The organism is Pseudomonas sp. N40(2020) (assembly GCF_014472415.1).
Lineage (GTDB): Bacteria > Pseudomonadota > Gammaproteobacteria > Pseudomonadales > Pseudomonadaceae > Aquipseudomonas.
Genome location: NZ_JACSZV010000071.1, coordinates 1 through 16095 on the forward strand (window position 1 = coordinate 1; position 16095 = coordinate 16095).

Here is a 16095-nt window from a genome sequence, read left to right on the forward strand (position 1 = left end):
CTTTTGATCTTGTCTTTTAAAAATCACAGTCAAAAGATCGCAGCCTTCGGCAGCTCCTACATGGGGATTTGTGTCGGCCATGAGTTTTCTGCAGACCAAAAAAAACGCCCCGAACCAGTCGGGGCGTTTTCATGTGTGGCTCAAGCCAGGGGAATTACTTGCCTTCCCAGCGCTTCAGTACCAGCGTGGCGTTGGTGCCGCCGAAGCCGAAGCTGTTGCTCATCACGGTGTTGATGGTGGCGTTCTCGCGGGTCTTGGTCAGCACCGGCAGATCGGCCACTTCAGGGTCCAGCTCGTCGATGTTGGCGGAACCGGCAATGAAGTTGCCTTCCATCATCAGCATGCAGTAGATCGCTTCGTGAACGCCGGCGGCGCCCAGGGAGTGACCGGACAGGCTCTTGGTCGAGCTGATCGCTGGAGCCTTGTCGCCGAACACTTCACGCACACCTTTCATTTCCGCAACGTCGCCGACCGGAGTCGAAGTGCCGTGGGTGTTCAGGTAGTCGATCGGGGTATCAACGGTGGACATCGCCATCTGCATGCAGCGGATCGCGCCTTCGCCACTCGGGGCAACCATGTCGTAGCCATCGGACGTCGCGCCGTAGCCAACGATTTCGGCGTAGATCTTCGCGCCACGGGCCAGAGCGTGTTCCAGTTCTTCAACCACGACCATGCCGCCACCGCCAGCGATGACGAAACCGTCACGGTCGGCGTCGTAGGCGCGGGAGGCTTTTTCCGGGGTGTCGTTACGCTTGCTGGACAGAGCGCCCATTGCGTCGAACAGGAACGACTGGCTCCAGTGCTCTTCTTCACCGCCACCGGCGAAAACGATGTCCTGCTTGCCCATCTGGATCTGTTCCATGGCGGTACCGATGCAGTGAGCACTGGTGGCGCAGGCAGAAGCGATGGAGTAGTTCAGGCCTTTGATCTTGAATGGCGTGGCCAGGCAAGCGGAAACGGTGCTGCTCATGGTCCGCGTTACGCGGTATGGGCCGACGCGCTTCACGCCTTTCTCGCGCAGGATGTCCAGCGCTTCCATCTGGTTCAGCGTGGAAGCACCGCCGGAGCCGGCAACCAGGCCGGTACGCGGGTTGGACACTTGCTCTTCGGTCAGGCCGGAGTCAGCAATGGCGTCTTTCATGGCCAGGTAGGCGTAAGCCGCTGCGTGGCCGACGAAGCGATAGATCTTGCGATCAATCAGCTCTTCAAGGTTGAGGTCGATGGAGCCGGAAACCTGGCTACGCAGACCCATTTCGGCATATTCCGGGTTGAACCGGATGCCAGGGCGGCTTGCACGCAGGTTAGCGGAGACGGTCTCTTTGTCATTGCCCAGGCACGAAACAATGCCCAGACCAGTGATAACGACGCGGCGCATGCGAATAACCCTTAGAAGTTGTCAGTGGAGGTGAACACGCCGACGCGAAGGCCTTCGGCGGTGTAGATTTCGCGACCGTCGACAGTCACCGAACCATCAGCGATGGCCAGGTTCAGCTTGCCTTTGAGGACGCGTTTGATATGAATGTTGTAGGTGACTTTCTTGGCGGTCGGCAGCACCTGACCGAAGAACTTCACTTCGCCCGAACCCAGCGCACGGCCGCGGCCCGGCAGGCCTTGCCAGCCCAGGAAGAAGCCGACCAGTTGCCACATGGCATCCAGACCCAGGCAGCCCGGCATCACCGGATCGCCTTCGAAGTGGCAAGCGAAGAACCACAGGTCAGGGTTGATATCCAGTTCGGCGACCAATTCACCTTTGCCGTACTTGCCGCCTTCTTCACTGATCAGAGTGATGCGATCGACCATCAGCATGTTCGGGGCGGGCAGTTGCGCGTTACCTGGGCCGAACAGCTCACCGCGACTGCAGCGCAGCAGATCTTCCCGAGTAAAGGCGTTTTGTTTGGTCATGCGAGCTCCTCAATAATCCCATGCGGCAGGTGGGGCAAATCTTCCCGACCGTTCGAAGCGTTCATGCCTCGAACCGGCAGCCTACTCATAGACTATTGCGTTGTGGTGAAAGTCACAGCACCAAGGACATGAATGTACACTTGTGCACTGAAATTTTTATTCAAGCCTCTTTTGAGGCCCGTTCGGGTGCCTAAGACTGCCGCACTTTCGCTTTTCACGCCAGTCGCAGATGGTCGAAAAGCCGTCACTACGACACCCATCGCTGCAGAATCTGCTGCAAGTCATTGCGTTTGAACGGCTTGGCCAGATAATCGTTCATGCCCGCCGACAGGCAGGTTTCCCGGTCACCCTGCAAAGCGTTTGCCGTCAATGCGATGATCGGTACATCGCTGCGTCCGTGCAGACAACGAATCTGCCGGGTCGCCTCGTAGCCATCGATGATCGGCAGGCGACAGTCCATCAGGATCACTTCGAAATCACTGCTCTCGGCACTGCGCACCGCTTGCGCGCCATCAGTGGCGACACTGACAGTAAAGCCCAGACTGCGCAGCATCGCTTCAATCACGGTCTGGTTGACCGGATTATCTTCCACCAACAAGACTTTGCGCCCCTCGCCATGGTCGTTGCCATTCAGTGCCCGTGGTGCGGCCAGTTGTGGTAACGCCTGCTTATATAAGGCCAGTGGAATTTCCAGGGTGAACACCGAGCCACGACCTTCTTCGCTCTGCGCACGCAAGGTGCCGCCCATGCGTTCGGCGAGGGTGCGGGCGATCGGCAGGCCGAGACCGGTGCCGCCGTAGCGTCGCGAGATCGAACTGTCGGCCTGCTGGAACGCATTGAACATCAGCTCCAGGCTTTCGGACGAAATGCCGATGCCACTGTCGCGTACCGAGCAGGTGAACCACAGCAATTCGTGATCCAGCGATTGCCACTGCGCTTCGATACTGACCCGGCCCTGTTCGGTGAACTTCAGGGCATTGCCGACCAGGTTCACCAGAATCTGCCGAATCCGCGTCGGGTCGCCCTGCACCTGCAAGCCGCGCATGTCCTCGGGAATTCGCAGATCAAGCGCCAGACCACGCTGCACCGCGCTGTGTTGGAACGACTGCGCGCAGGCCCCGATTACTTCAGCGAGATTGAACGGAATGTGTTCCAGCTCAAGCTCGGAACGTTCGATGCGCGAAAAATCGAGGATGTCGTTGATCACCTTGAGCAAGTGCTCGGTGGATTCCGAGGCTAGCGCGGCGTATTCGATTTGCTCCTCGGTCATGTCTGTTGTTTCAAGCAGTTGCAGCATGCCCAACACGCCATTCATCGGCGTGCGCAGTTCATGGCTCATCATCGCCAGAAAATCGGATTTGGCGTTGTTGGCCTTTTCCGCTTCCTCGCGGGTCTGGATCAATTGCGCCATGGCCTGCTGCTGTTCACGACTGGCCTGCTCCAGCGCCTGAGCGAGGTTGTTGATGTGCTGCGACAGGGCACCCAGTTCGGTGTCGTCGACAATCGGCAGCGGCGTTTTGAAGTCGCCGTCCTGAATGGCCTTGACCGCATTGCCGATATCGCGGATCGGCTGCGACAGACTGCCCGCCAGGCGTCGCGCCACGACGAAGGTGAAGAGCAGGGCGAACATCGCGAGAATCCCGGCCTTGAGCAGGATTTCCTGCTGACGCTGACTGAAGGCATCGTTGGACAGACCGACGATCACACGCCCCAGATAATCCTCGTTGGCCGCACCACTGCTGGCTTTTGCGTCCTGAAAAAAATCATTGTTCAAAGCGATTCGTTGCAACCGCACCGGCGCCTGGAACACTTCGACCTGATGCGGGCGATGGTGTGCATCCGCCGGTTGTTCGACGTACGCCAGAATTCGGTTGGCGCTGTCCTGTACCTCAAGAAACCGCACGTTGGGCGTTGCCAGCGTGGCCTTGAGCAGGCTTTCCAACACTTCGTTGTTGCCGGAAATCACTCCGTATTCGGTGGCGGGGGCCAGTTGGTTGGCGATCAATTGGCCGGTGTGGTTCAGCTCCTGACGCAAATCCTGAATGCGTACAAAGGTGAAGAAACTGATCAGCATTAAGGTCAGCAACAGCGCCGGGCCCAGGCTGATCAGCTGGGTGCGGGTGTTGATGTCCCAACGGCGACGAAAACTCATGGGCGGCGTTCTCCTTCAGCCAAAGCGCTGGCGACAGACGCGTCATCAAGCGGTTCGATCCCTAAGGAACGAGCCACCTGCGCATTACTTGAGACTTTAAAGTGTGCGGGATAGAGCGTTCTCGGCCAATTGGCAGGCGCTTGGTCGAGCAAATGGTCGAGCACGCTCAGCCAGTCGCTCTGGTCGCTGTAAGTGCTCGCCAGGCTGCCAGCACGGACAAACGCGGCGTTGGGGCCGACCAGCGCCAATTGCCTTGAGTAACTGCTGAGCAGCAGATTTTTCGCGGTTTTCGGGTTGTACAAATCCGGGTCGTCGAGGCCCAGCAGCACGTCGCTGTTTTTCAGCACCTCTTGCAGTGGGCGGCTGTCGTGGGTGTTGTCCCAGCGTTGACTGACGATTTCCAGGTCCAAGGGGCGGGCTGCCAGTTGCAGTTCTTTAAGGAGGAACTCGCTGTGCTGATCGAACAGCACGCCAACCCGTCGGGCCTGGGGCAGAATTCGCCGGATCAGTTGCAACTGCCGGCTCAGCGGCGGATCGCTCCACAGCAAGCTCAGGTGCGACGGCTGTGCCGAGCCAAGACGTTGCCGGGCTTGCAAACGGCTGGTGCGCAAGACGAGCGTGGGCGGGCCTTGCGACTCTTGCAGGCGCCAGTCGAGGCTCGGCGGGTCAAGCAGAATCAGGCGCAGGCTGGAGGGGAGTTTGCCCGGCACCGGCAGACTCGCCAATGGCTGGAAACGCACATTATCGGTCGGGCGCAACTCACTCAGCGCCTGAACGAAGGCCTGCACGCCGGGGCTTTCTTCGGCGCCGGTCAATAGAATGTCGGCCGCCTGCACCGCCACGCCATGCAGCCATGCGGTCAAAAACAGGCACAGCACGGCCAGCCAGTGGCCAAGGGTCGGCGTCTTCCGTGACAGGCCGAAGCGCATCCTAGAACTCCAACTCGGCGCTGAAGTACATCACGCGGCGTTCGTCATAGTTGTTGTCGACGAACGTGGTCGGTTCGTGGTCGAGCCGCTGTTGCAACACGCCGGCCAGTTGCAGTTGGGCCTTGCCCAAAGCGATGCGTTTGGCGATGCGCGTGTCGACCCGTTCGAAGCGGTAGCCGTTGAGGGCGTTGTCGCCGTAATAGAAGAGGGCGCTGTTCCAGCCGTGCCCCCAATCGCGCAGCCAGCCGGCGGAACCGCTGTTGCTCGCGGTGAATTGCTGATCCAGCGGATTGCTCGCCTCGGCGTCGACGTAGGCGTAAGTGAAACGCAAGCGGTCGACCCTGCTCACGCGCCAGTCGAGTTGTGCTTCGCTGCCACGAAACCGTGAGCTGTTGGCGTTGCTGGCGATGTATTGGTTGTTGCGCAGTGGCTCACTGATCATGCCGGTGATTTCGTCGTAGAACAGCTTCACATCCAGCGCTAGGCCTTGCTCGGGGAAATAGCCGTTGTAGCCGAGCTCGCGCGAACGCATGTGTTCCTTGTCGAGATCGCCAGGGCCGCGAGTCTTGACGAAATAGCGCGCCGACGACTGGCCGTAGGCCGAAGGCCGCAGCTTGGTCACCTGATAGCTCCAGTTGACGTTGTTCTCGAACATGTCCGGCGAGCGGATCGCCTCCGAGTACACCGCACGCAGGCCGTGGCGCGGATTGATCAGGTAATTGACGGCGAAGCGCGGGGTCAGTGAACTGCCGATCAGTTGGGTGTCTTCGAACATCGCTCCGCCCTGCAACAACCAGTGTTCAGTCGCGCGCCACTCCAATTGGCCGAACGCACGCCAGGTGGTGTCATCCAGCGTGCCGTTGAAGTAGGTCTCGGAATCGGCCCGGTCGTAACGATAGTTCATGCCGCTGACCAGACGCAGGCTGTCGGACAGGCTGAGGGTGTCTTGCAGTTCGAGGTCGTAGCGCGACTCGCGGGCACTCTGATCGATATCGCCGCACAGGGTTTGACTGGCGCCGTTGCGCCACTGATCGAGCACACGATTGGCCAGCGCCATTTGCTGCGGCGTGCCGGATTCCGGGCCGGGGCCGAGGAAACGGTTGATATTGCGTGCCAGGCGTTCGGTGTAATTCGGGTCGATTTGCCACAGTTGCGTCAACTCGGGGCTGAACGACACCTCGGCGTCGCAGGCGCGCCAAGTTTGCTGGCGATCCCAGTGTTGCGCCGAGCCTTGGATATAGAGGCTGTGTTCGGGATTGATGTCGAGGTTCCAGCGCACCGAACCGGCGTAGTCCTTGGCTATCACGTCGGAATTGTTCCCGGCGGCGGTAATCCCCGAGAACACCGGGCGGTAGGTGTAGGGCCGCTGGTTGGTGCCGTCCTTTGCGTTGACCTGCCAGTCGATACTCTGGTTGTCACTGAGGGTTTGGCTGACGGCGAGACTGAAACGATTCAAGCGACGATTGTCACGGTAATCGGCACCGGTTCGATCGGTGTCGAACCCTTCATCTTCCTGACCGGACAGCGACAGGCGCAGGTCGCCGCCATTCCATCCCGTGCCCTGGCTGGCATAGAAGTCATTGATGCCGCGCTGGCCGCGAGTAATCTTCAGCCGCGTGCCGTGGCTGTCCGCCGGGTTGCGGGTGATGATGTTGACCACCGCCATCAACGCGTTGGCACCGTAGCTGACGGTGTTAGGGCCACGAAAGACTTCGATGCGCTCGATGTCCTCGATAGCCACCGGAATATCGCTCCAGTCCACCGTGGCCAGGCCTGCGCGGTACACCGAACGGCCATCGATCAACACCTGCATGCGCCGTGCTTCGCTGGCGTTGGTGCCGTGATAATTGACCGCTGCCTGATTGCCGCTGATGTTGCCGACCATCATCCCCGGCACCAGACGCAGCAGTTCGCTGATGTCGCGGGCGCCGCTGGCGGTGATCAATTCGCTGTCGAGCACGGTCATGCTCCCCGGCACTTCCGCAGGCGTCTGTTTCAACCGAGTGGCCGTCAGCACCTGTGGCAGCGCTTCGCTGTCCATGAACAGATCGTCCGCCTGCAACAAAGGGCTGAACAGCAGCGCCAGCAGCAGAGAGGAACGTGATGGGGGAGGGCCAGAAAACACGACACAGCCTATAGAGTGAAGAATTGGCGCGCATGTTAACCGAGGGCTGCGACTTTTCCAGTCACGTTGCAGGCATTTTCCTAGGTTTTATTGGTCTTCTTCCTACAAGTGTCGGTAATTGACGTGGGGGCTGGCCGCGACCGGGTCGCCCCGTATAATGCCGCCATCGCCACTGGTATGGATTAACGGATTGCATATGACTGAACAGCGCCCGATTGCGGTCCTGGGAGGCGGAAGTTTTGGTACCGCCGTGGCCAATCTTCTGGCCGAGAACGGCCATCAAGTCTTGCAGTGGATGCGTGACCCGGAGCAGGCCGAGGCCATCCGGGTCAATCGCGAAAACCCGCGTTACCTCAAAGGCATCAAGATTCTGCCGGGCGTGACTGCGGTCACTGACCTGCAAGCCACCCTCGACGCCTGCGACCTGTGCTTTGTCGCGCTGCCGTCCAGCGCGTTGCGCACGGTGCTGGCGGCTCACGCCGAGCGGCTGAGCGGCAAAATGCTGGTCAGCCTGACCAAAGGCATCGAAGCCCACACCTTCAAACTGATGAGCCAGATCCTCGAAGAGATCGCCCCGCAGGCACGCATCGGCGTGTTGTCCGGGCCGAATCTGGCGCGGGAAATCGCCGAACACGCGCTGACCGCCACGGTGGTTGCCAGTGAAGACGAAGAACTGTGCAAGCAAGTGCAAGCGGCGCTGCATGGCCGCACCTTCCGCGTCTATGCCAGCGCCGACCGTTTCGGTGTCGAGCTGGGCGGGGCCTTGAAAAATGTTTACGCGATCATCGCCGGCATGGCGGTGGCGCTGGAAATGGGCGAGAACACCAAGAGTATGCTGATCACTCGCGCCTTGGCCGAGATGACCCGGTTTGCGGTCAATCAGGGCGCCAACCCGATGACCTTCCTCGGTCTGGCCGGCGTTGGCGATCTTATCGTCACGTGCTCGTCGCCCAAGAGCCGCAACTATCAGGTCGGATTCGCCCTCGGTCAGGGCCTGAGCCTTGAAGAAGCGGTATCGCGCCTCGGTGAAGTCGCCGAAGGGGTGAACACCCTGAAGGTGCTCAAAGCCAAATCCCAGGAGGTTGGCGTGTACATGCCGCTGGTCGCCGGGCTGCACGCCATTCTGTTCGAAGGACGCACGCTGGAGCAGGTGATTGGTCTACTGATGCGGGCCGAACCGAAAACCGACGTCGACTTTATTTCCACCAGTGGTTTCAACTGATTCACAGGGAACGACATATGAACGATCCGAAAACCGAAGCCAAGTACGAATCCATCCTTCTGCGGGTGTTGTGGATGATCGTCTACGTGCTGGTCTGGCAAGTGGCGCAGTTCATCCTCGGCGCGGTGGTGCTGGTGCAGCTGATCTATCGTTTGATCTATGGCGCCCCGAGCGCCAGCCTGATGAATTTCGGCGACAGCCTGAGCCAGTTTCTGGCGCAGATCGGCCGCTTCGGCAGCTTCCACAGCGACCAGAAACCCTGGCCGTTCGCCGACTGGCCAACGCCGCGTACCCCGGAAGGTGAAGCGCCGCACGCCGTGCCGCCAGCACCGCATCCGGCCCGAGATGAGGAACCCAAGCTATGAAACTCTGGGTATTGCGTCACGGCGAGGCCGTGCCTTATGGCTCGTGCCCCGATTCCGAGCGCGAGCTGACCGTGCACGGTCGCCAGGAAGCCTTGAGCAGCGCGGCCAGATTGCTCGGCCAGCCGCTGACCGCGATCTACGCCAGCCCGTATCTGCGCGCGCAGCAGACCGCGCAGATTGTCCGCGAGGCGCTGGGTTTCGAGCCGGAGATCCGCACGGTCGAGTGGCTGACGCCGGAGGTCGATCCCGACAAGGTCACCGATCAACTGGTGTCGGTGAGCAATGTACTGCTGGTCAGTCACAACCCGTTGGTGGGCAATCTGTTGAGCTATCTGCAACATGGCGCCGGGTATCCGCCGGAGCGGGTCAGTACGGCGGGGTTGGCTGAGCTTGAGAGTCCTGAGCTGCTGATCGGCTCGATGACCCTCAACAGCCTCGAGCACCCTTAACGCTGATCCCTTTGTGGGAGCGAGCCTGCTCGCGAAAGCGGAGTGTCATTCACAACTTATGTGCCTGACACCCTGCGTTCGCGAGCAGGCTCGCTCCCACATGTTCTCTGTGTCGTCGGAAATTATTTGTGTGAATTTTCCAACCAAGCACTTGCTTGGTTGACTACGCTTGCTCCAGACCAAAAAAACAGGAGCGAGTCGCATGTCTGCCGCATTCCGTTTGCCGCTGGACGTGTTTTACGAACGCGAGGGCCGGCACCCGCGCCAGCGCTTCCTCGTGCAACCTGTCGGCGGTGGGCAGGTCGAGACCCTGACCTGGGCCGACGTCGGTCATCAGGCCCGCTGCGCTGCGCACTGGCTGCGTGCCCGGGAATTGCCGCAAGGCAGCCACATCGCCCTGATCTCGAAAAACTGCGCACACTGGATCATTGCCGATCTGGCGATCTGGATGGCCGGGCACGTTTCGGTGCCGCTGTATCCCAACCTCACCGCCGACTCCGTGGCTCAAGTACTCAATCACTCGGAAAGCGTGCTGGTGTTCATCGGCAAACTCGATGACTGGCCGGGCATGTCCAAAGGTGTGCCGGCAGATCTGCCGACCATCAGCCTGCCGCTGCATCCGCCCGGCGAGTTCGATTTCAGTTGGGATGACCTGCAGCGCAGTTCGCCAATTCAAGACGACCCGCGTCCCGCCGCCGAGCAACTGGCGACCATCATCTACACCTCCGGCACCACTGGCCTGCCCAAAGGCGTGATGCACAGCTTTGCCAATCTTGGGTTCGCGACGACCCGGGGCACGCAGTTGTTCGGGCTCAACGAGAGTGATCGACTGCTGTCGTACCTGCCGTTGTGCCACGTCGCCGAGCGCATGTTCGTTGAGCTGGCTTCGATCTACACCGGGCAGACCGTGTTCTTTGCTGAAAGCCTCGACACTTTTATCACTGACCTCAAGCGTGCGCGGCCGACGGCGATGTTCGGCGTGCCGCGGATCTGGACCAAATTCCAGATGGGCGTCTACAGCAAGATCCCGGCCAAGCGTCTGGATTTCCTCCTCGGCCTGCCGTTCATTGGCAAACGGGTAGGGCACAAAGTGCTGGCAGGCCTGGGGCTTGATGCCTTGCGCGTTGCTCTGTCCGGCGCAGCACCGGTGCCGCAGACTTTGCTCACCTGGTATCAGAAGCTCGGGCTCGATGTGCTGGAGGTCTATGGCATGACCGAGAGTTGCGGCTACTCGCACATCTGCCTGCCGGGCCAGTACAAACAGGGCTGGATCGGCAAACCGTGCCCGGATGTCGAGGTGCGCATCGATGAGTCAGGCGAGGTGCAGGTGCGCAGTCGGGCGAACATGCTCGGCTATTTCAAGGAACCGCAGAAAACCGCTGAAACCCTCACAGAAGACGGCTTCCTGCGTACTGGCGACAAGGGCGAGCAGGATGCCGAGGGACGTCTGCGATTAACCGGGCGGTTGAAGGAGATTTTCAAGACCAGCAAAGGCAAGTACGTGGCGCCGGCACCGATCGAAAACCGTCTGGCGGTGCATTCGCGAATCGAGCAGGTGTGCGTGGTCGGTGATGGCCTGAGTGCGCCGCTGGGGTTGTGCGTACTCTCAAGCGTCAATCAGGAGGAGCCGCGTGCGAGTCTGCATTCGAGCCTGGAAAAGCTTCTGGAAGACGTCAATGCCATGCTCGACAAACACGAACGCCTGCGTCGGTTGGTGGTGGTCAAGGACAGTTGGGCGGTGGAAAACGGCTTTCTCACGCCGACCCTGAAAATCAAACGCAACGTCATCGAAGACACCTACGGCGCCCGCTTCGAAGAATGGAGCGAGCGCAGTGAGGCAGTGCTGTGGCAGGATTGAGCGACCACTAAAAACAACAAAGGAAGTCTGCGATGAGTCTGTGGCGCACCACCCCGAACATCGAGCAGTTGAACGCGATCCAGAAAAACACCATCGGCGAAGTGCTGGATATCCGCTTCGAAGCGTTCGATGAAGAATCGCTGACCGCGAGCATGGTCATCGACCATCGCACTCACCAGCCTTACGGATTGCTGCATGGCGGCGCATCGGTGGTGCTGGCGGAAACCGTCGGTTCGATGGCCAGCTATTTGTGCATCGACGCGAGCAAGTTTTACTGCGTGGGGCTGGAGATCAACGCCAACCATCTGCGCGGCTTGCGCAGTGGTCGGGTGACGGCGGTGGCCAAGCCGATTCATATCGGCCGCACGACGCACGTGTGGGATATCCGTCTGACCAGCGATGAAGGCAAGGCCAGTTGTGTGTCGCGATTGACCATGGCGGTGGTGCCGTTGGGTGAGCAGCCGCCGGCGCGGTGAAAACGGGTCTCTACAGTGAGCGGGAAAGCGAACCCCTGACCCACCATCACCCTGACCGGACTGTCATCATTCCTGGCAGTTACGGTCATTGCCGCCGGCTTCGGTCTTACGGACAATCAACGCCACGTTTCCCGCTCATGGATTTACCGGTATGTCGCAACCGATCTTTTTCGCCCACGCCAACGGTTTCCCTTCGGGCACCTATGGCAAGTTGTTCGCGGCGCTGGCGCCCGAGTATCGGGTCGCGCATCTGGAGCAGCATGCCCATGACCCGCGTTTCCCGGCGGATGACAACTGGTACAACCTCGTTGACGAGTTGATCCACCATCTCAAACAGCAAGACCAGCCGGTGTGGGGCGTCGGTCATTCCTTCGGTGGTGTGCTGCATTTACACGCGGCGCTGCGTTGCCCTGAGTTGTATCGCGGCGTGGTGATGCTCGATTCACCGGTGCTGACCCGCACGGATCAATGGGTGATTCGCGCCGCCAAGCGCTTTGGTTTCATCGATCGATTGACTCCGGCCGGCCGCACACTCGGGCGCCGCGAAGAGTTCGCCGACCTCGACAGCGCGCGCAGTTACTTCGCCGGCAAGAGCCTGTTTCGTGGCTTTGACCCGGAATGCTTCGACGCTTACCTGCAACATGGCCTGCACAAGGTCGGCGACAAGCTGCGTCTGCGTTTCGATCCGGCCACCGAGATCAGCATCTATCGCGGCGTGCCGCACACCAGCCCGGGGCGCACTCGCCAGTTGCAGGTGCCGCTGGCGGTAGTGCGTGGGCACAAGAGTCGCGTGGTGATGCGCCATCACACCCACTTTGTTTCACGCCTTGCCCAGGGAGAGGCGCTGAGCATGCCCGGTGGCCATATGTTTCCCCTTGAGCGACCGCAAGACACCGCGCGGCTGCTGAAGAATCTGTTCACTCGCTGGGAAAATCGTCAGGACAAGGATTGCGCATGAGCCAGACAGTCGAAGAGGTGCGCCTGAGCCTGCCGCATATCGAGTTGGCAGCGCATTTGTTCGGCCCTGAGGATGGCTTGCCGGTGATCGCCCTGCATGGCTGGCTCGACAACGCCAACAGCTTCGCGCGCCTGGCGCCCAAGCTCAAAGGCCTGCGCATTATTGCGCTGGACATGGCTGGGCATGGGCATTCCGGGCATCGACCCAAGGGCGCCGGTTATGCGCTGTGGGACTACGCCCATGATGTGCTGCAAGTTGCCGAACAACTGGGCTGGAAACGGTTCGGCCTGCTCGGGCATTCGATGGGCGCCATCGTTTCACTGGTGCTGGCGGGTTCATTGCCGGAGCGTATCAGCCATCTGGCTTTGATCGACGGGGTGATTCCTCCTACAGACAAAGGCGAAAACGCTGCCGAGCGCATGGGCATGGCCCTGCAAGCGCAGCTGGATCTGCGCGAGAAACGCAAACCGGTCTACAACACCCTCGACCGTGCCATCGAGGCGCGGATGAAAGGTTTGGTGGCGGTCAGTCGTGAGGCCGCAGAACTGTTGGCTCAGCGCGGCTTGATGCCGGTGCTCGGCGGTTACACCTGGCGCACCGACAATCGCCTGACCCTGCCTTCGCCATTGCGCCTGACTCAGGAGCAGGCGATGGCATTCGTCCAGCGCATCGGTTGCCCGGCGCAATTGGTGGTCGCGGCTGACGGCATGCTGGCCAAACATCCGGAGCTGCTGGAGCGTCTACCCTTTAGCAGGGAACAGCTGCCGGGTGGGCACCATTTGCACCTCAACGACGAGGCCGGTGCCGACCTTGTCGCAGACTGTTTCAATCGGTTCTTCGCCATTCCTTGACTTGCAGCGGGCAACTGTCGAGGCTGGGCGGGTTGAAATGGGAGACAACCACGATGGATTTCTATACCGCTGCGACCCCGAATAGCCAAGTCATGCCGATCCGATGAGCCTGACTATGCGGTCACTCAGTTTGTTGGCGCTGTGCTGTTTCAGTTCCGTTTCGTTCGCCGCCGATGTGCCCGGCAGTCAGGATTTGCAGATTGTGCCGCGTCTGGCCGATGCGCAAATCGTCGACTATCGCCCGCCCGTTGAGCTGGAGCGAATCTACCCGCTGGGCTCGATTCGCAAAATCAGCGGCCAGTTGCGCTTTGACGGCCAAGTCACTGCCCGTGGCCAGACCACCTCGGTCACTTACGAGTTGCCGCCCGAACATTCCGCCACCGAAGCCTTCACCGCTGCCCGCGAGGCCCTGCAAAAGCAGGATGCCGAGTTGCTGTTCTGGTGTCAGGCGCGCGACTGTGGCGAAAGCAGTCTGTGGGCTAATGAGGTGTTCGGTAATGCCAAGCTGTATGGCTCCGACGAGCAACAGGCCTATCTGTTGCTGAGGTTGGCGGCACCGAAAGACAACACGCTGGTGGCGCTCTACAGCATCACGCGCGGCAATCGCAAAGCCTATCTGCATGTTGAACAGTTCGATGCGGGGGCGCCATTGGGCGAGTTGCTGCCGACTTCGGCGACCTTGTTGCGCCAACTCAAGAGCACCGGCGAGCTGGATTTCCCAAAACTCGTCAATGATCCGGATGACACCTGGCTGCGCTTGATTTCCCGTGGCTTGAACCTCGATACCACTCAGCGAGTCACGGTGTCCGGCCCTAAAGCCGAGGCCTGGCGCCAGGCGCTGATCAATCAGGGCGTACGCGCGGCGCGGATGGAAACCGGCAATGTCGACGGCGTTGGCCTGCGCATTGATCTGTTGCGATAAGCTCTGGCGGGCGAGCATGCGCGGCATGTTCGCCTACTCTTGGCCTGACTGACTTTTTCGAGACTTTACATGCTCAATAACGATCGACTGCTGGTGCAGATCCTGCTGCTGGTGTTGTTTGGCGCCAGCCTGTGGGTGATGGCGCCGTTCTGGTCGGCGCTTTTCTGGGGGGCAGTGCTGGCGTTTGCCAGTTGGCCGCTGATGCGTCTTTTGACTCGGTTGCTCAATGGTCGTGAGTCGCTGGCTGCCGCGATTCTGACGTTGGGTTGGATGCTGCTGGTGGCAGTGCCGCTGGTCTGGCTGGGGTTCAACCTGGCCGATCACGTACGCGATGCCACGGCCTTTATCAAGGATGTGCAGGTTGATGGTCTGCCGGAGGCGCCAGCCTGGCTGGGCGCTGTGCCGTTTGTGGGCGGGCGGCTGCTCGGGATCTGGAACAGCATCGATCAGCAGGGCGCGGCGTTGATGGTGTCGATCAAACCTTATCTGGGGCAGGTCGGTAACTGGTTGCTGGCGCGCAGTGCGCAGATCGGCGGCGGGATTCTCGAGCTGACGTTGAGCATTGTCTTTGTGTTCTTTTTCTATCGTGACGGGCCGCGTCTGGCGGCGTTCGTGCACGGTCTGCTGGAGCGTTTGATCGGCGATCGTGCCGGGTACTACATCGAGCTGGTGGCCGGTACGGTGCAGCGGGTGGTCAACGGGGTAATCGGCACGGCGGCGGCACAGGCGGTTCTGGCGTTGATCGGGTTTTTGATTGCCGGGGTGCCGGGTGCATTGGTGTTGGGGATCGTGACTTTCCTGCTGAGTCTGATTCCGATGGGGCCACCGTTGGTCTGGGTACCGGCAACGGCTTGGCTGGCGTGGAAGGGTGAGTATGGGATGGCGGTGTTTCTCGGGATCTGGGGGACGTTCATCATCAGTGGCGTGGATAACGTGCTGAAGCCTTATCTGATCAGTCGTGGCGGGAATTTGCCGTTGGTGATTGTGTTGCTTGGGGTGTTTGGCGGGTTGATTGCGTTTGGCTTTATCGGGTTGTTTATCGGGCCTACGCTTTTGGCGGTTGCTTATAGTTTGTTGACGGATTGGAGTAAGAGTCAGGCTCGGGTTTAGGTTCGCTGTTGGTGGGGGTTGGGTGTATATCCGTTTCTGCGGTAATGGCTGATTAGGGTTCCGCCCTTACGGCGGGTCACTTTTGGCAAACGCCCCAAAAGTAACCAAAAGGTCTGTGCCCTGACGTACGGCCCTCGCTTAGGCTCGGGTTCCTTCGCTGCGGGATTGATCCGGGGGCATCGCCTCCGGTTTGCTTCGCTGAACCTCCTCTCGATGTGTTCGACTTCGTCGAACGGTCGCTGCGCTCCCACCCCCGGATCAATCCCTCCACTCAGCCTGCCGACGGGCTCTGAGATCAAAAGCGGTACTCGAGCTAACGCTCATTGTGTTGAGTGGGGCGGCATGCGCCGCGTGTGGGGGGTATTCATATCTTTGTGGGATCGATGGCGGCCTGACAGCCGACCAAGCTCTGGTGGGTGTACTCATTCCTTGTGAGCTTCCGAAGCTGCGATCTTTTGATCCGTTTTGGCTTTGGCTTTGGCTCTGGCTTTTGCTTTTGATTTTGCTCTTTAGCCCCATCGGCAGGCCGAGCGTAGGTGTTCATCAGGGGGTAGGCGCGCAGCGCCGTGCGGCGAAGCCGCACACATCGAGAGGAGGTGCAGCGCAGCAAACCGTAGGCGATGCCCCCGGATGGACACCGTAGCGAGGGAACACTGAGCCTAGGCGAAGTGCCGTACGTCAGGGGGCAGCCTTTTTGGTTACTTTTTCGGCGTCTGGAAAAAGTGACCCGCCGTAAGGGCGGAACCCTAATCAGCAACACCCGCAGCAACGGATAT

The 16095-nt window shown here is 60.2% G+C and carries 14 protein-coding genes; 9 read left to right on the forward strand and 5 right to left on the reverse strand.

The window, feature by feature from the left end; translation table 11 throughout:
- Positions 1-154: 154 nt before the first annotated feature.
- The 5 genes from fabB to IAI51_RS27245 all read right to left on the reverse strand — a co-directional run bounded on the left by fabB (position 155) and on the right by IAI51_RS27245 (position 7108).
- Complete coding sequence (gene fabB / locus IAI51_RS27225; RefSeq protein WP_187681291.1) at positions 155-1375, reverse strand: beta-ketoacyl-ACP synthase I; 1221 nt, start codon at positions 1373-1375, stop codon at positions 155-157.
- 11 nt (positions 1376-1386) lie between these two features.
- Complete coding sequence (gene fabA / locus IAI51_RS27230; RefSeq protein WP_003227150.1) at positions 1387-1902, reverse strand: 3-hydroxyacyl-[acyl-carrier-protein] dehydratase FabA; 516 nt, start codon at positions 1900-1902, stop codon at positions 1387-1389.
- 247 nt (positions 1903-2149) lie between these two features.
- The gene (locus IAI51_RS27235) at positions 2150-4054 is read right to left on the reverse strand and encodes an ATP-binding protein (RefSeq protein ID WP_187681292.1); all 1905 of its coding nucleotides are present in this window, start codon (positions 4052-4054) and stop codon (positions 2150-2152) included.
- Positions 4051-4983 carry an ABC transporter substrate-binding protein gene (locus tag IAI51_RS27240; RefSeq protein WP_187681293.1) on the reverse strand — a complete coding sequence of 311 codons (933 nt, stop codon included), beginning with the start codon at positions 4981-4983 and terminating at the stop codon, positions 4051-4053. Before IAI51_RS27240 ends, IAI51_RS27235 begins: the two co-directional genes overlap by 4 nt.
- Position 4984: 1 nt before the next feature.
- Positions 4985-7108, reverse strand: a complete 2124-nt coding sequence (locus IAI51_RS27245; RefSeq protein ID WP_187681294.1) for a TonB-dependent receptor plug domain-containing protein — start codon at positions 7106-7108, stop codon at positions 4985-4987.
- Between the two features lie 196 nt (positions 7109-7304).
- Here IAI51_RS27245 and IAI51_RS27250 point away from each other — a divergent pair, with 196 nt between their 5' ends.
- From IAI51_RS27250 to IAI51_RS27290, 9 genes are all read left to right on the forward strand, one after another.
- The gene (locus IAI51_RS27250; protein ID WP_187681295.1) at positions 7305-8330 is read left to right on the forward strand and encodes an NAD(P)H-dependent glycerol-3-phosphate dehydrogenase; all 1026 of its coding nucleotides are present in this window, start codon (positions 7305-7307) and stop codon (positions 8328-8330) included.
- Between the two features lie 17 nt (positions 8331-8347).
- Positions 8348-8695, forward strand: coding sequence for a DUF4389 domain-containing protein (locus IAI51_RS27255; RefSeq protein WP_095137170.1), 348 nt, complete (start codon positions 8348-8350; stop codon positions 8693-8695).
- Positions 8692-9144, forward strand: coding sequence for a phosphohistidine phosphatase SixA (sixA, locus tag IAI51_RS27260; RefSeq protein ID WP_187681296.1), 453 nt, complete (start codon positions 8692-8694; stop codon positions 9142-9144). Before IAI51_RS27255 ends, sixA begins: the two co-directional genes overlap by 4 nt.
- A gap of 202 nt (positions 9145-9346) precedes the next feature.
- Entirely contained in the window at positions 9347-11002 is a 1656-nt protein-coding gene (locus IAI51_RS27265; protein WP_187681297.1) for an AMP-binding protein, read from the forward strand.
- 32 nt (positions 11003-11034) lie between these two features.
- Positions 11035-11478 (forward strand): hotdog fold thioesterase, encoded by a 444-nt coding sequence (locus tag IAI51_RS27270; RefSeq protein ID WP_042560476.1) that lies wholly within the window; start codon positions 11035-11037, stop codon positions 11476-11478.
- 151 nt (positions 11479-11629) lie between these two features.
- The gene (locus tag IAI51_RS27275) at positions 11630-12436 is read left to right on the forward strand and encodes an alpha/beta fold hydrolase (protein ID WP_187681298.1); all 807 of its coding nucleotides are present in this window, start codon (positions 11630-11632) and stop codon (positions 12434-12436) included.
- Positions 12433-13287, forward strand: a complete 855-nt coding sequence (locus IAI51_RS27280) for an alpha/beta hydrolase (RefSeq protein ID WP_187681299.1) — start codon at positions 12433-12435, stop codon at positions 13285-13287. Before IAI51_RS27275 ends, IAI51_RS27280 begins: the two co-directional genes overlap by 4 nt.
- 115 nt (positions 13288-13402) lie before the next feature.
- Positions 13403-14209, forward strand: a complete 807-nt coding sequence (locus tag IAI51_RS27285; protein ID WP_187681300.1) for a DUF4892 domain-containing protein — start codon at positions 13403-13405, stop codon at positions 14207-14209.
- A gap of 69 nt (positions 14210-14278) precedes the next feature.
- Entirely contained in the window at positions 14279-15319 is a 1041-nt protein-coding gene (locus IAI51_RS27290) for an AI-2E family transporter (protein ID WP_187681301.1), read from the forward strand.
- Positions 15320-16095 lie beyond the last annotated feature (776 nt).

What these genes read in the sequence shown, in the direction of transcription:
- fabB (WP_187681291.1), bottom strand. Translation starts at nt 1,375, where the DNA reads ATGCGCCGCGTCGTTATCACTGGTCTGGGCATTGTTTCGTGCCTGGGC.
- fabA (WP_003227150.1), bottom strand. Translation starts at nt 1,902, where the DNA reads ATGACCAAACAAAACGCCTTTACTCGGGAAGATCTGCTGCGCTGCAGT.
- IAI51_RS27235 (WP_187681292.1), bottom strand. Translation starts at nt 4,054, where the DNA reads ATGAGTTTTCGTCGCCGTTGGGACATCAACACCCGCACCCAGCTGATC.
- IAI51_RS27240 (WP_187681293.1), bottom strand. Translation starts at nt 4,983, where the DNA reads ATGCGCTTCGGCCTGTCACGGAAGACGCCGACCCTTGGCCACTGGCTG.
- IAI51_RS27250 (WP_187681295.1), top strand. Translation starts at nt 7,305, where the DNA reads ATGACTGAACAGCGCCCGATTGCGGTCCTGGGAGGCGGAAGTTTTGGT.
- IAI51_RS27255 (WP_095137170.1), top strand. Translation starts at nt 8,348, where the DNA reads ATGAACGATCCGAAAACCGAAGCCAAGTACGAATCCATCCTTCTGCGG.
- sixA (WP_187681296.1), top strand. Translation starts at nt 8,692, where the DNA reads ATGAAACTCTGGGTATTGCGTCACGGCGAGGCCGTGCCTTATGGCTCG.
- IAI51_RS27265 (WP_187681297.1), top strand. Translation starts at nt 9,347, where the DNA reads ATGTCTGCCGCATTCCGTTTGCCGCTGGACGTGTTTTACGAACGCGAG.
- IAI51_RS27270 (WP_042560476.1), top strand. Translation starts at nt 11,035, where the DNA reads ATGAGTCTGTGGCGCACCACCCCGAACATCGAGCAGTTGAACGCGATC.
- IAI51_RS27275 (WP_187681298.1), top strand. Translation starts at nt 11,630, where the DNA reads ATGTCGCAACCGATCTTTTTCGCCCACGCCAACGGTTTCCCTTCGGGC.
- IAI51_RS27280 (WP_187681299.1), top strand. Translation starts at nt 12,433, where the DNA reads ATGAGCCAGACAGTCGAAGAGGTGCGCCTGAGCCTGCCGCATATCGAG.
- IAI51_RS27285 (WP_187681300.1), top strand. Translation starts at nt 13,403, where the DNA reads ATGCGGTCACTCAGTTTGTTGGCGCTGTGCTGTTTCAGTTCCGTTTCG.
- IAI51_RS27290 (WP_187681301.1), top strand. Translation starts at nt 14,279, where the DNA reads ATGCTCAATAACGATCGACTGCTGGTGCAGATCCTGCTGCTGGTGTTG.